The sequence below is a fragment of the Aliiroseovarius marinus genome (genome assembly GCF_050881025.1).
Taxonomy (GTDB): domain Bacteria; phylum Pseudomonadota; class Alphaproteobacteria; order Rhodobacterales; family Rhodobacteraceae; genus Aliiroseovarius; species Aliiroseovarius marinus_A.
Map to the genome: position 1 here is coordinate 488,480 of NZ_JBNNXQ010000002.1, position 13,090 is coordinate 501,569.

13 protein-coding genes are annotated in these 13,090 nt (G+C 60.5%); 7 read left to right on the forward strand and 6 right to left on the reverse strand.

The window, feature by feature from the left end; genetic code table 11:
* Nucleotides 1-11 precede the first annotated feature (11 nt).
* Genes ACRY08_RS07885 through dtd form a run of 7 tightly spaced genes read left to right on the forward strand, consistent with a single transcriptional unit; the run spans nucleotide 12 to nucleotide 6,106 of the window.
* The gene (locus ACRY08_RS07885) at nucleotides 12-1,205 is read left to right on the forward strand and encodes a toxic anion resistance protein (protein ID WP_432449360.1); all 1,194 of its coding nucleotides are present in this window, start codon (nucleotides 12-14) and stop codon (nucleotides 1,203-1,205) included.
* 30 nt (nucleotides 1,206-1,235) lie between these two features.
* Nucleotides 1,236-2,195, forward strand: a complete 960-nt coding sequence (locus tag ACRY08_RS07890; protein WP_432449361.1) for a DUF2927 domain-containing protein — start codon at nucleotides 1,236-1,238, stop codon at nucleotides 2,193-2,195.
* Nucleotides 2,196-2,217: 22 nt separating this feature from the next.
* Nucleotides 2,218-3,327, forward strand: a complete 1,110-nt coding sequence (locus ACRY08_RS07895) for an SPFH domain-containing protein (protein ID WP_432449362.1) — start codon at nucleotides 2,218-2,220, stop codon at nucleotides 3,325-3,327.
* Nucleotides 3,328-3,330: 3 nt separating this feature from the next.
* Nucleotides 3,331-3,858, forward strand: coding sequence for a cytochrome b (locus ACRY08_RS07900; protein WP_432449363.1), 528 nt, complete (start codon nucleotides 3,331-3,333; stop codon nucleotides 3,856-3,858).
* Nucleotides 3,859-3,867: 9 nt separating this feature from the next.
* On the forward strand, nucleotides 3,868-4,983 hold the full coding sequence (locus tag ACRY08_RS07905; RefSeq protein WP_432449364.1) for a primosomal protein N' (replication factor Y) - superfamily II helicase: 1,116 nt from the start codon (nucleotides 3,868-3,870) through the stop codon (nucleotides 4,981-4,983).
* 8 nt (nucleotides 4,984-4,991) lie between these two features.
* Complete coding sequence (locus tag ACRY08_RS07910; protein WP_432449365.1) at nucleotides 4,992-5,669, forward strand: nitroreductase; 678 nt, start codon at nucleotides 4,992-4,994, stop codon at nucleotides 5,667-5,669.
* Nucleotides 5,669-6,106: a D-aminoacyl-tRNA deacylase gene (dtd, locus tag ACRY08_RS07915; protein WP_432449366.1), complete on the forward strand. Its 438-nt coding sequence runs from the start codon at nucleotides 5,669-5,671 to the stop codon at nucleotides 6,104-6,106. Before ACRY08_RS07910 ends, dtd begins: the two co-directional genes overlap by 1 nt.
* 228 nt (nucleotides 6,107-6,334) lie before the next feature.
* Here dtd and ACRY08_RS07920 read toward each other — a convergent pair whose 3' ends face one another.
* From ACRY08_RS07920 to ACRY08_RS07945, 6 genes are all read right to left on the reverse strand, one after another.
* The gene (locus tag ACRY08_RS07920; RefSeq protein WP_432449367.1) at nucleotides 6,335-7,267 is read right to left on the reverse strand and encodes a 2-hydroxyacid dehydrogenase; all 933 of its coding nucleotides are present in this window, start codon (nucleotides 7,265-7,267) and stop codon (nucleotides 6,335-6,337) included.
* On the reverse strand, nucleotides 7,264-8,412 hold the full coding sequence (gene rodA, locus ACRY08_RS07925) for a rod shape-determining protein RodA (protein ID WP_432449368.1): 1,149 nt from the start codon (nucleotides 8,410-8,412) through the stop codon (nucleotides 7,264-7,266). The genes ACRY08_RS07920 and rodA overlap by 4 nt, the downstream gene beginning before the upstream one ends.
* Nucleotides 8,409-10,364, reverse strand: a complete 1,956-nt coding sequence (gene mrdA, locus ACRY08_RS07930) for a penicillin-binding protein 2 (protein ID WP_432449369.1) — start codon at nucleotides 10,362-10,364, stop codon at nucleotides 8,409-8,411. The genes rodA and mrdA overlap by 4 nt, the downstream gene beginning before the upstream one ends.
* The gene (locus tag ACRY08_RS07935; protein WP_432449370.1) at nucleotides 10,361-10,900 is read right to left on the reverse strand and encodes a rod shape-determining protein MreD; all 540 of its coding nucleotides are present in this window, start codon (nucleotides 10,898-10,900) and stop codon (nucleotides 10,361-10,363) included. Before ACRY08_RS07935 ends, mrdA begins: the two co-directional genes overlap by 4 nt.
* Nucleotides 10,897-11,760, reverse strand: a complete 864-nt coding sequence (mreC, locus tag ACRY08_RS07940) for a rod shape-determining protein MreC (RefSeq protein WP_432449620.1) — start codon at nucleotides 11,758-11,760, stop codon at nucleotides 10,897-10,899. Before mreC ends, ACRY08_RS07935 begins: the two co-directional genes overlap by 4 nt.
* A gap of 142 nt (nucleotides 11,761-11,902) precedes the next feature.
* The gene (locus ACRY08_RS07945) at nucleotides 11,903-12,940 is read right to left on the reverse strand and encodes a rod shape-determining protein (RefSeq protein WP_432449371.1); all 1,038 of its coding nucleotides are present in this window, start codon (nucleotides 12,938-12,940) and stop codon (nucleotides 11,903-11,905) included.
* Between the last annotated feature and the right edge of the window lie 150 nt (nucleotides 12,941-13,090).

Consider the following 13,090-nt stretch of genomic DNA (forward strand, 5'->3'; position numbering starts at 1 on the left):
GAGGATTTCCCATGACCGAGACCACACGCCAGAAGGCCCAAGCCGCCCTGAAAGAGATCGAGGACGTGACCGCCATCGTGCTGCCCGAACCCTCGACCGCGCTGGTGCCTTTGGAAGATGCCAACAAGAAGACCTCTGCCGCGATCACCAAGCGTATGAAAGAGATCGACATGGGCAACACCCAGTCGATCATCGAGTTTGGTTCGCGCGCGCAATCCGAACTGCAGGTGATCAGCCAGGACATGCTGTCGGGCGTGCGCAACAAGGATGTTGGCCCGGCGGGTGACTCCTTGCGCAACATCGTGACCACGATCCGCGGTTTCTCGATCAGCGAATTGGACATGCGCCGCAAGCGCAGCTGGTGGGAAAAACTGCTGGGTCGCATGGCGCCGGCAGCCAAATTCATGGCACGCTATGAAACCGTGCAGGGCCAGATCGACAAGATCACCGACACGCTTCTGAACCACGAACATCTGCTGTTGAAAGACATCAAGTCGCTGGACAAGCTGTATGAAAAGACGCTGGAGTTCTACGACGAGCTGGCGCTTTACATTGCAGCAGGCGAGGCCAAACTGGCCGAGCTGGATGCCACGGTCATCCCTGCGAAAGAGGCCGAAGTTGACGCCGCCCCCGAAGATCAGGGCGTGATCAAGGCGCAGGAGCTGCGCGACCTGCGCGCCGCCCGCGACGATCTGGAACGCCGGGTGCATGACCTGAAACTGACCCGTCAGGTGACCATGCAGTCGCTGCCTTCGATCCGGCTTGTGCAGGAAAACGACAAATCGCTGGTGACCAAGATCAACTCGACGCTGGTGAACACCGTGCCGCTGTGGGAAACCCAGCTGGCGCAGGCGGTCACCATCCAGCGTTCGGCCGAGGCAGCTGTCGCAGTGAAAGATGCCACTGATCTGACCAACGAGCTGCTCACCGCCAATGCCGAAAACCTGCAGGAAGCCAACCGCATGGTCCGTCAGGAAATGGAGCGCGGTGTCTTTGACATTGAAGCCGTGAAATCCGCCAACGCCACCCTGATCGCCACGATCGAGGAAAGCCTGGCGATTGCGGATGAAGGCAAAGCCAAACGCGCCGAAGCCGAGGCCGAATTGGTCAAGATGGAGGCCGAGCTGAAAGACACGCTGGCCTCGGCCAAGGCACGCGGCACCGCATCGGGCCACAATCTGGCACAAAGCGTGTCGGACAGCTAAGCTGATACGGACCGGGTGAAAGGGGCTGACATGCGCAGCGCGTGGCAAAAAGCGGCAACATGGGCAGGCGGGGCAGCGGTCATCGCGGCGCTGTCTGCCTGTAACGCGACCGCGCCGGGGGTCAGCGGGCCAAAAACCAGCCCGACGCCCCCTCCGCGCGCGGCGGTCACCCCTGCCGCGCCAGGCCCCAACAGCGAAGCGCTGCAAACCTACTATACAGCGGTGCAGCGCAGCTTGCTGACGCAGGGGCTTTTGCGCACCGATGGCGGCGGCGTGGATGTGCCCTTCACCCAAGCGATGCTCGCGCGCAATTTTGAACGCATCGCCCTTCATCAGGAATACACGGCCTCCGGCGGGCGGCTGGTGGCGTTTGAAAACGCCTCGAAGCTTACGCGTTGGGAAAAACCGGTGCGCATTTCGGTGCATTTCGGCCCCACGGTTGACGGCGCGAAACGCCAGAAAGATCGGGCCACTTTGAGCCGTTTCGCCGCCCGATTGGGTCGCGTGACCGGGCACCCGATTTCCATGGTGTCTGGCGGTGGCAACTTCCGCGTCTACGTGCTGAACGAGGACGAACGCCGCGCCTTCGGCCCGGAGCTCATGCGCATTGTGCCCGGCATATCCTCTGCCAGCCAACGGGCGGTGATCAACATGCCGCGCGACACCTACTGCCTTGTTTTTGCGCGTGACCCCTCAAATTCGGGTCGCTTTGATCAGGCTGTCGCCATCATCCGCGGCGAACACCCCGACCTGATGCGCACCGCCTGCATCCACGAAGAAGTGGCACAAGGTCTTGGCCTGTCCAATGACAGCCCACAGGCCCGCCCGTCCATCTTCAATGATGACGAAGAGTTCGGCCTTTTGACCACCCATGACGAGATGCTGCTGCGCATTCTCTACGACAAACGCCTGCGCCCCGGCATGTCTGCCACTGAGGCGCGCCCAATCATTCACCGTGTGGCCCACGAGCTGCTCGGCAATTCTGCGTGATTTGACCCCAAGGAGGAACCTTATGGGCATTCTTGATTTTCTGACCGGCGAGTTTATCGACGTGATCCACTGGGTCGACGACACGCGCGACACGATGGTCTGGCGGTTCGAACGTGAAGACCACGAAATCAAATACGGCGCCAAGCTGACCGTGCGCGAAGGCCAGTCGGCCGTCTTCGTTCACGAAGGCCAGTTGGCCGATGTGTTCACCCCCGGGCTCTATATGCTCGAGACCAACAACATGCCGATCCTGACCACGATCAACCACTGGGATCACGGCTTCAAATCGCCCTTCAAATCCGAGATCTATTTCGTCAACACGACGCGTATGGGTGACCTGAAATGGGGCACAAAAAACCCGATCATGCTGCGTGACCCCGAGTTCGGCCCGACCCGCATTCGTGCCTATGGCACCTATGCGGTGCGCGTGTCGGACCCGGCAAAATTCCTGGTGGAAATCGTCGGCACGGACGGCGAGTTTACCATGGACGAAATCAGCTTCCAGATTCGCAACATCATCGTGCAAGCCTTCAGCCGCGTGATTGCAAGCGCGGGCATCCCGGTTCTGGACATGGCCGCCAACACTGCTGATCTGGGCAAGATCGTTGCGACCGAAATCTCGGGCGTGGTGGCAGACTATGGCCTGTCGATCCCCGAATTCTATATCGAGAATATCTCGCTTCCGCCCGCGGTCGAAGCGGTGATGGACAAACGCACCTCGATGGGAATTGCGGGGAACCTGGACAATTACATGAAGTTCAACGCAGCCGAAGCCATGGGAGCTGAAAACTCGGCCATGGCGTCCTCGATGGGCGCAGGCATGGGGGCCGCCATGGGTATGGGCATGGCCGGTCAGATGCAGACAGGCCCATGGGGTGCCGCTCCTGCAGCGGCGCCTGCCGTGCAGGCCCCACCTCCCCCGCCGGTTGAACATGTCTGGCATGTGGCCGAAAACGGCGCCACGAAAGGTCCGTTTTCCAAGGCTGCACTGGGCCGCATGGCGGCAGCGGGCGAGCTGAGCCGCGACAGCCATGTCTGGACCCCGGGCCAGGACGGTTGGAAACGTGCCGAAGATGTGGCCGAGCTGGCCCAGCTTTTCACCATCCTCCCCCCGCCCCCGCCGGGCGCCTGATCCATGACCCGGCGCAGCGCGATCAAATGGCTGCATTGGCTGGCATTTGGCCTGATCCTCTATTTCTTCCTTGTTGAACCGGAAGAGGTAAGGGGCAATCCCGGTCTGGGTCTGGCCACCCATTCCGGCATGGGCATCCTTTTGGCTTTGGTGGCCGCAATCTGGCTGGGCATGTTCCTGTCAAAGGGGTTGGCGGGTCGGGCCGGGCCGAAATTGCCCGGTTGGGGCAAACGGTTCCATGTCCTGTCGCATAAGGCGCTTCAGATCGGCCTGCCCCTGACCGTGGCCACCGGTGCCTTTGCGGGTCTGGCAGCCCCTTTCGCCATTCGCGCCTTCGGGCTTGTACAAATCAATCCGGGCGGCGCGCCCAAGGGCCTGCACGACATCGCTGAAGAGATTCACGAAATCGCTTTTGATGCGTTTTTCATCCTGATGCTCGTGCATGCTGGCTTTCACCTGTGGCGCCATTTCGGCTTGAAAGACAACGCGTTGCGCATCATGGTCCCGAAAGCCCTGCACAAATACCTCTGAGGATATCGGATGGCGTTCCCTCGCGAAGACACCAAGGCCCCTCTTGAAGAGCACCGGTTTCCCTGCGACCAATGCGGGGCGGATCTGCGATTTGATCCCGAAGCGGATGAACTGACCTGCGATCATTGCGGCTTTCATGCGCCGATCGAGGATCGCCAACCTGCGCAACCCGTGATCCGCGAGTTGGATCTGGAGCGCGCGCTGAACGCGGATTTGCCAGAACACGAGCTGGAAGAAACCCGCGTGCTGTCCTGCCCAAACTGCGCCGCGCAAGTGGAGTTCGACGCCGCCACCCATGCCGCTGAATGCCCGTTCTGTGCCACCCCTGTCGTCACCGACACAGGCGCGCATCGCCACATCAAACCCAAGGGGCTTGCGCCGTTTCAAATCGAAGAACGTGCAGCCCGCAAAGCCATGACCGACTGGTTGGGGCGGCTTTGGTTTGCCCCAAACGGGCTGCGTGACTACGCTCGCAAGGGCCGTAAAATGACCGGTATCTACGTGCCCTACTGGACCTTCGATGCGGATACGAAAACACGTTATTCGGGGCAGCGCGGCATTGTGCATGAACGCACGCGCACCGTGGTGGTGAATGGGAAACGAGAGCAAAAGACCACGAAACACGTGCGTTGGACGCCCGTTTCTGGCCGGGTTGCCCGGTTCTTTGACGATGTGCTGATTCTGGCCTCGCGGGGGTTGCCGAAGAAATACACCGATGCGCTGGAACCATGGGATTTGTCCCGGCTGGAGCCCTATCGCCCCGAGTTTCTGGCCGGTTTCCGGGCAGAGGGCTACACCGTTGAACTGGACGACGGTTTCTCGGAAGCACGCGATCACATGAACCGGGTGATCCTGCGGGACGTGAAGTTTGACATTGGCGGGGATCGCCAGCGGGTCAGCCAAATGGATACGGACATGTCTGATCTGACCTTCAAACACATTCTTCTGCCGGTCTGGCTGGCCGCCTACAAATACCGGGGCAAGACCTATCGGTTTGTGGTGAATGGCCAAAACGGGCGGGTGCAGGGGGAACGCCCCTACTCGGCCTGGAAGATCGCTTTTGCCGTGCTTCTGGGGCTGATCATTGCCGGGGCAATCGGCTATTTTTCCGCGCAGAGCCAATAGGGTGCTTGATGCAATATGACGACTTTTCTGCGCTTCTAAGTGCGCGCCATTCCTGCCGTGCGTTCAGGCCCGACCCGGTCGCGCGTGCCGTGATCGAACAGATCCTGCTGGCCGCACAGAAAGTCCCCAGCTGGTGCAACGCACAACCTTGGCAGGTCGAGGTGACATCAGGGGCGCAAACCGCGCGCCTCGCCGATGCGCTTTATGCTCATGCCAGCAACAGCGAACAGGTGCCCGATGTGGACTGGCCATTGGCCTATACCGGGGCGCACCAGGCGCGGCGCAAAACCTGTGGGCTGCAGCTTTATGATGCGGTTGGAGTGACACGCGGGGATCGCGCGGGCTCAGCCCTGCAAATGATGGAAAACTTCCGCTTTTTCGGCGCACCGCATATGGCGCTGATCACCGCGCCGGGTGAACTTGGACCCTATGCCTATCTCGATTGCGGCGGCTTTGTCACCGGGTTCACCCTGGCGGCCACATCGCTGGGCGTATCCACGATCCCGCAGGCGGCCGTCGCAGCTTTTGCGCCCTTTCTGCGCGACTGGTTCGGGCTGGCCGAGGATCGCGTGGTTTTGTGTGGGATCGCCTTTGGATATGGCGACACAGATCATCCCGCCAACAGCTTTCGCACCGAACGCGCGGACCTGTCGGAATGGGTCAATTGGCATGAAGGAGACACCTGATGCGGGCATTGGTACAACGGGTCAGCGAAGCTTCGGTCCGGGTGGATGGAGAGGTGATCGGCGAGATCGGCGCAGGGTTGTTGGTGTTGGTCTGTGCCATGGACGGAGACGTGGAGGCCAACGCAGATACGCTGGCCGCCAAAATCTCGAAACTGCGGATATTCAAAGACGAAGCGGACAAGATGAACCGGTCTGTGATGGATATCGGGGGGCAGGCGCTGGTTGTCAGCCAATTCACGCTCGCCGCGGATACCTCGCGCGGCAATCGGCCGGGGTTTTCAACGGCGGCAAGGCCTGACGAGGGCGAAAGGCTCTACGCGTATTTTGCGGATCAGCTGCGTGGGTTCGGGATAGAGGTTGCGCAAGGGCAGTTTGGCGCGGACATGAAGGTTTCGCTCGTGAACGACGGACCTGTCACGATCTGGATGGAGTTCTGATCTGGGACACCCCGCCCCGCGCCCCGCGCGGGGCCACCCCCAACCCGCACGGACCGTCAGGTCACGTAAGGGGCGGGAGCGCATTTTTTGAAGATGCGGGCTGTCGGTAGCTCGCTCCGCGAGGCGTTCAGAGATGCGCCGCTGCGCGGAGGAAAGGGGCGCTGCCCCTACGCGCCAAATCTTCGATTTGTCGCTACCCCGAGGTATTTGTGACAAGAAAATGAGTGGTCAGTACCCGGCTTTCTTGTCCACAAGGTGCAGGAAGGGTTCCTTGGCCTCGCCGCGCCGGATGTTTTCAGCAATGACGCGCGCGGCTGTGTCCGGGCGGGTGTCCGAGGCGATATGAGGGGTCACGGTGACCTTCGGATGGGTCCAGAACGGGTCGTCATCCGGCAGGGGTTCGACGCGGAACACATCCAGCGTGGCGTGGGACAAGTGACCGTTGTCCAGAGCATCCAGAAGCGCTGCATCGTCGATCAATGGGCCACGGCCCGGGTTGATGATCACCGCCCCTTTGGGCAGCATGGCAAGCCGTTCGGCATTCAGCAGGTTGTCGGTGGCCTTGGTCGCGGGCAAAAGCAGCACCAGAATGTCCGAGGTATTCAGCACCCTCTCAAGCCCATCGTCGCCATGCAGGCAGGTGACGCCTTCGATCTGTTTCTCGCCCCGGCTCCAGCCGGTCACCGGGAAGTTCAGCGCATTCAGGGCGCAGGCCGCGACCTTGCCCAGCTCGCCAAGGCCAAGGATGCCCACGCGGCGGTCGCGTGCCAGCGGCGGGGCAAGACGGCCCCACGCGGGTGTGGTGCGGTGGATGTCCTGGTCCATTTCCAGATGATGGCGCAGCACATGACCCACCACCCATTCACGCATGCCTTCGGTCAGGCCGCTATCGACCATACGCGAATAGGGCAAAAGCAGCGTCGGGTTATAGACGATCCGCTCGACCCCGGCCCATAGGCCCAGCACCGCCTTGGCACGTGGGAAATCGGAAAAATCCTGCACCGGACCATTGGGATCGTAGACGATATAATCCACGTCGGAATGGGGGATGTCAGGCGATAGCACCGCGTCGATCCCGTAGTCGTCCAGTGCTGTTGTGATTTCGCGTTGGTAGACTTCCCAGCGGCCTGGGTTGCCTGCGTAAAGGATGTTCACGCTCATCTTTTCTGCCTCGCTCTATGGACATGTGCGCTTTGGACCAGCCCGAACCCTACCAGCAACACCAGCATGGCAGAGCCACCATAGCTGACCATCGGAAGGGGTACGCCCACCACCGGTGCCAGCCCCATCACCATCGACATATTTACCGCGAAGAAAAGGAAAAACGTCACGGCGATACCAAGGATCAGAAGCGAGCTGAAGCGGTCTTTGTTCTGTAGTGCAGAGAGGATGCAAAACAGGATGATCAGGATGTAGAGCATCAACAGCGACACCCCACCCAGAAAGCCAAACTCTTCGGCCAGAGTGGTGAAGATGAAATCCGTATGCTTTTCAGGCAGGAAGTTCAGACGCGATTGCGTGCCTTGCATAAAACCGCGCCCGGTCCATCCGCCCGACCCAAGCGCGATCTTGGATTGCGTGATGTGATAGCCCGCCCCCAGAGGGTCCGAGGCCGGGTCAAGGAAGGTGTCGATGCGACGGTACTGATAGTCTTTCAACAGCTGCCAGCTGGTGCCGCGCGACATGAAGACAGAAGTTACCAAGCCAATCCCAGCGGCGATCACCGCACCAAAATACCAAAGGCTGACACCCGCAAGAAACATGATCACACCGCCCCCTGTGACCAGAAGGATCGAGGTTCCAAGATCGGGCTGTTTCAGCACAAGCACTGTGGGCAGCAGGATAAGAAGGACCGGCAAAAGTACCCAAAGCGGGCGCGACACTTTTTTCACGTCCAGCCAGTCGTAATAGGCAGCCAGTATCATCACGAGGCTGATTTTCATCAACTCCGATGGCTGCAGCCGCATGAAGCCAAGGTCAATCCAACGCTGCGCGCCCATGCCGGTGGTGCCCACCAGTTCGACCAGCAAAAGCAGCACCAAGGACAACAGATAACCAAGCCCGGCCATGTTGCGCCAAAACCAGATTGGCACCATGGCGATGATGAACATCAGCGTCATGCCCATTGCGAACCGCTTCATCTGAGCCGCGGCCCAGGGGTCCATACGCCCGCCCGCCACGGAATAGAGCATCATGAAACCGACGCAGGCCACCGCAGCCAGCAAAAACACCAAAAACCAGTTCAGATAGAACACCTTACGCAGCCCCGAGGGCACGTATTTCACATTGTATTCAAGATAGCTCATGCGCGCCCCTCTGCCGCGCGGGCGCGGTCTGCAGGGGGCATATCCAGCATCTCTTTGATGTCGCGCTGACGCGAGCGGATGGTGCCGCGCTGGCTGGAGGGGTAGGCATCCAATGGTGGCTGCCCACCATAAACCGCCTGCAGCATCACATCGCGCGCGATCGGGGCCGCCGCGGTCGAGCCACCGCCGCCATGTTCCACCACCACGGACACCGCATAGCGCGGGTTGTCATGGGGCGCATAGCCCACAAACAGCGCGTGGTCGCGCCGTTCCCAAGGCAGGTCTTCGTTGCGGGTCACACCGCGCGCACGTTCCGCCTTGGTGATGTTGCGCACCTGGCTGGTGCCGGTCTTGCCGGCCATGCGCAGCCCGTCGGCCACCACTTTCGACCGGCCTGCGGTGCCGCGCCGCGCGTTCACGACCTCGAACATCCCCTTGCGGATCAAAGCCAGATTATCCGGGTCCAGATCTAAAGGCCCATCATCGCGCACCGGCGCCTCGACCCCGTTCACCGACCTGACAAGACGTGGCGAAATCACTTTTCCCGTGGACAGACGTGCCGTCATCACCGCCAATTGCAGCGGCGAGGCCAGCACAAAGCCCTGCCCGATCCCGGCGTTCAGACTGTCGCCCACGACCCAGTCCGCCCCGCGCGCTTCGCGTTTCCAGGCTTTGGTCGGCATCAGCCCCTGAGCCACAGCCGACAGCGGCACATCATGGCGTTTCCCCAGCCCAAGACGGCGCGCCATGGCCGAGATTTTCTCGATCCCGACCCGTTGCGCAATCTCGTAATAATAAACGTCACAGCTTTCACGCAGGCTTTTGACAAGATCAACGCTGCCGTGACCGGAGCGTTTCCAGCAGTGGAAATTGCGCGAATGCACTTCGACCTTGCCGGTGCAGCGCACGGTTTCCCCGGGGCGGATCACCCCGTCTTCAAGGGCCGCCAGCGCCGTGACCATTTTGAAGGTTGATCCCGGCGGATAAGTGCCCTGAGCAGGTTTTGCCGCCAGCGGGCGATACTTGTCATCCAGAAGAGCTTTGTAATCGGCACTGGAGATGCCACGCACAAATTTATTCGGGTCAAAGGTCGGGGCCGAGCCAATGGCCAGAATATCGCCTGTCACCGTGTCCATCACCACAGCGGCCGCGCTTTCACCAGCCAGGCGCGCCTGAACATAGGCCTGAAGCTCTGCATCAATGGTGATCTGGATATTGTCCCCGGCACGTCCTTCTTCGCGGCCCAGCTCGCGCATTTCACGCCCAACCGCGTTCACTTCAACCCTGCGCGTGCCCGCCGACCCGCGCAAATCCAGTTCCAGTTTTGCTTCGATACCGGATTTGCCAATCTGAAAGCGCGGGATTTGCAAAAGCGGGTCCGGGTCCTCGAGCTTCGACAAATCGTAATCCGACACCGGGCCAACATAGCCCAGAATATGGGCAAAATCATCGGCGCGGGGATAGATGCGCGACAGGCCAACCTCGGGTGTGACACCGGGTAGCGCGGGGGCGTTTACCGCAACCTCGGCCACATCTTTCCAGTCAATCCGGTCGGCCACTGTGACCGGAACAAAGGGGCTGCGGCGGCGCATCTCGTCCAGCGCGCGCTTGATGTCTTCATCCTCGATCCAGACCACCCGGCGCAGACGATCCAAAACAGCCTCGGGGTCGCCAGCATCTTCGCGCACCATCACGATGCGATAGTTCTGTTCGTTGCCAGCCAAAAGAACGCCATTGCGGTCATGCACAAGACCACGCGCGGGCGGGATCAGCTGAAACTTGATGCGATTTTCTTCGGCAAGGGTGCGATATTCATCCGCCTGATCCACCTGCATGAAGCGCATGCGCCCCACCAGAAGGGCCGCAAAGGACACCTGTAGCCCGCCCAAAAACAACCCGCGCCGGGTGATTTTGCCGGCACTTGCTTCGGTATCTGCAGCGGATCGTTTCATGAGGCTTGCCGTGTGCGCGCGTCTTCGCCTGGCTGCATTTTATCAATGCCCAAAACGAACTCGACCACGAAAACCACAAGCGGATAGATCAGCGCGGTCATCAAAACGGCCAACAGCTCGCGCCCAAGCGGCACCTGCTCCACGAAGAAAACTGTCAGCAACAGGCGGCGGCCCAATTCCATCACAGCAAGGACCCCCGCAACATAGGCCCATTCAATCCAAAAAGGCTGCTCACGCATGGAGTGTTCGCGGTTGCGCAAAAACTCCGTGCCCGTCAAAACGGCCAGCGTCCAAACGGCGGGCACGCGCTGAAACAGCATATCCATCAGGAAAAACAGCGCCACAATCAGCGCCGCAGGGGCATAATCGGGTCGGCGCAAAACCAGCGCCATAACAATGGCCAGCATCAGATCAGGCCCCGGAAAGCGTCCGGGCGTTAGGTCCAGCGGCAAAATTTGCACAAAAATCAGGATCAGGGTCAGCACCACAAGCCCCAGACGAAAGAGCCACCGCACAAGGACCAGATGATCAATCATCCGTCGCCCTCCGCGCTGCTTGGCTCTGCGCCTTCCGTGCCGGGTGTCGCAGCCGGGGCTTGCGTCGGGGTCGTGACAATCAAAGCGCCATTGTCATCCACCTGCTCACCCGGATGGCTGCGCAGGACGCGCAGGAATTGCAGCCGCTCGTAATCCGCTGACAAGCGCACACGCAGGCGACGATCCGTGCCCATCGCCACAAGGCCAACCAAAAGCCCGGCAGGGAACACGCCCCCGTCGCCCGACGATACGACACGGTCCCCCGGTCGCACTTTGTCTGGGCTTTCCAGAAATTCCAGTGGCGGGGCGGCGGTATTGTCGCCCACCAAAAGCGCATTCTGCCCGGAAGGCTGTACCGTGACCGGAATACGGCTGTTTGAATCTGTCAGCAAAATCACACGGGAGGTTTGTTTGCCCACACCCGAGATCCGACCCGCGATGCCCAACCCGTCCGTGGCGGCCCAGCCATCAACAATCCCGTCACGGGTGCCGATGTTCAAAAGCACCGACTGGCGAAACGGCGAGCCGCTATCGGCCAGCACCACGCCGGTCACATAGCTGAGCTGCGCATCAACCCGCACATTGTTCAGGTTCAGAAGCTGGGCGTTTTCCTGTTCCAGCTGAAGCGCTGCTTCTTTCCACGCCTTCATCTGTTGCAGCTCGCGGCGCAGCTCTTGGTTTTGTTCATAGATGCGCTGGTAGGACTGGAAATCCTCGACCATCCCGACCAGCCGCGTGACCGGCACCAGGGTCCATTCAAAGCTGGGGACAAAGCGGTCAATCAGGCCTGCACGAAACCGTTCTACGCGGGGGCTGTCGATGCGCCAGACCAGAAAGAACAGGATCAGCACCGCCATCATCAGCCCGACCAGAAGCCGCCGCAGAGGGCGGACGTAGGTCTCGGAGGATTGAGGGGCTTTGGCCAAACCAGTCTCCGCTTTACGTTTTCACTTTCACAACAGGGATGTTTCCAGCCAGCCCCAAAGGGCCAAGCCGCATCACTTAGCTGTCGTAGTCAATCACATGACGCAGCTGTTTTTCAAATTCCAGCGCCTTGCCGGTGCCCAGCGCCACACAGTTCAGGCTTTCATCTGCCACCGAAATGGACAGGCCGGTCTGTTCGCGCAGAGCCAGATCCAGCTCGCCCAACAGCGCGCCGCCACCCGTCAGCATGACGCCACGGTCAACAATATCGGCGGCCAGATCGGGGGGCGTGGCTTCCAGCGCGGTCATCACCGCTTCGCAAATCTGCTGCACCGGCTCGGCCAGTGCTTCGGCAACCTGTGCCTGGTTGATCTCGGTTTCCTTGGGCACACCGTTCAGAAGGTCACGACCCCGGATCTGCAACGAGGTGCCGCGTCCGTCATCGGGCATCCGTGCGGTGCCGATGGTGGTTTTGATACGTTCGGCGGTGGTTTCACCGACCAGAAGGTTCTGCTGGCGGCGCAGGTAGTTGATGATGGCATCATCCATACGGTCGCCACCCACGCGCACCGAACGCGCATATACGATGTCACCCAGCGACATGACGGCCACCTCGGTGGTACCGCCGCCGATGTCCACAACCATGTTGCCGGTCGGGTCAGTGATCGGCATGCCTGCACCAATTGCCGCGGCGATGGGTTCGGCCACCAGCCCCGCACGGCGGGCGCCTGCGGACAGGACCGACTGACGAATGGCGCGTTTTTCAACCGGCGTTGCGCCATGGGGCACGCAGACGATGATTTTCGGCTTCGAGAAAGTGGTGCGTTTGTGAACCTTGCGGATGAAGTGTTTGATCATCTCTTCCGCACTGTCAAAATCCGCGATCACGCCTTCGCGCATGGGGCGGATGGCCTCGATAGAGCCCGGCGTGCGGCCCAGCATCAGCTTGGCGTCCTCGCCCACGGCCAGCACTTTCTTCACGCCATCTTTGACATGATAGGCCACAACCGACGGTTCGTTCAGAATGACACCTTTGCCCTTCACATAGACCAGCGTATTCGCGGTCCCGAGGTCAATTGCCATGTCAGATGAAAACAAACTCGAAAGCCCAGCCATTGGATGCCTATCCCATAAAAAACCCTTCAGATCCGCGACTCCCCCAGAAGGCGCAGACGGGCGATATATAAGGAACAGCGCGCATGGGCGAAAGCCCTAATGAACACAGGCAAGCGGCTTATCGCCCACGTATTTCAGGATTTTCCCAAA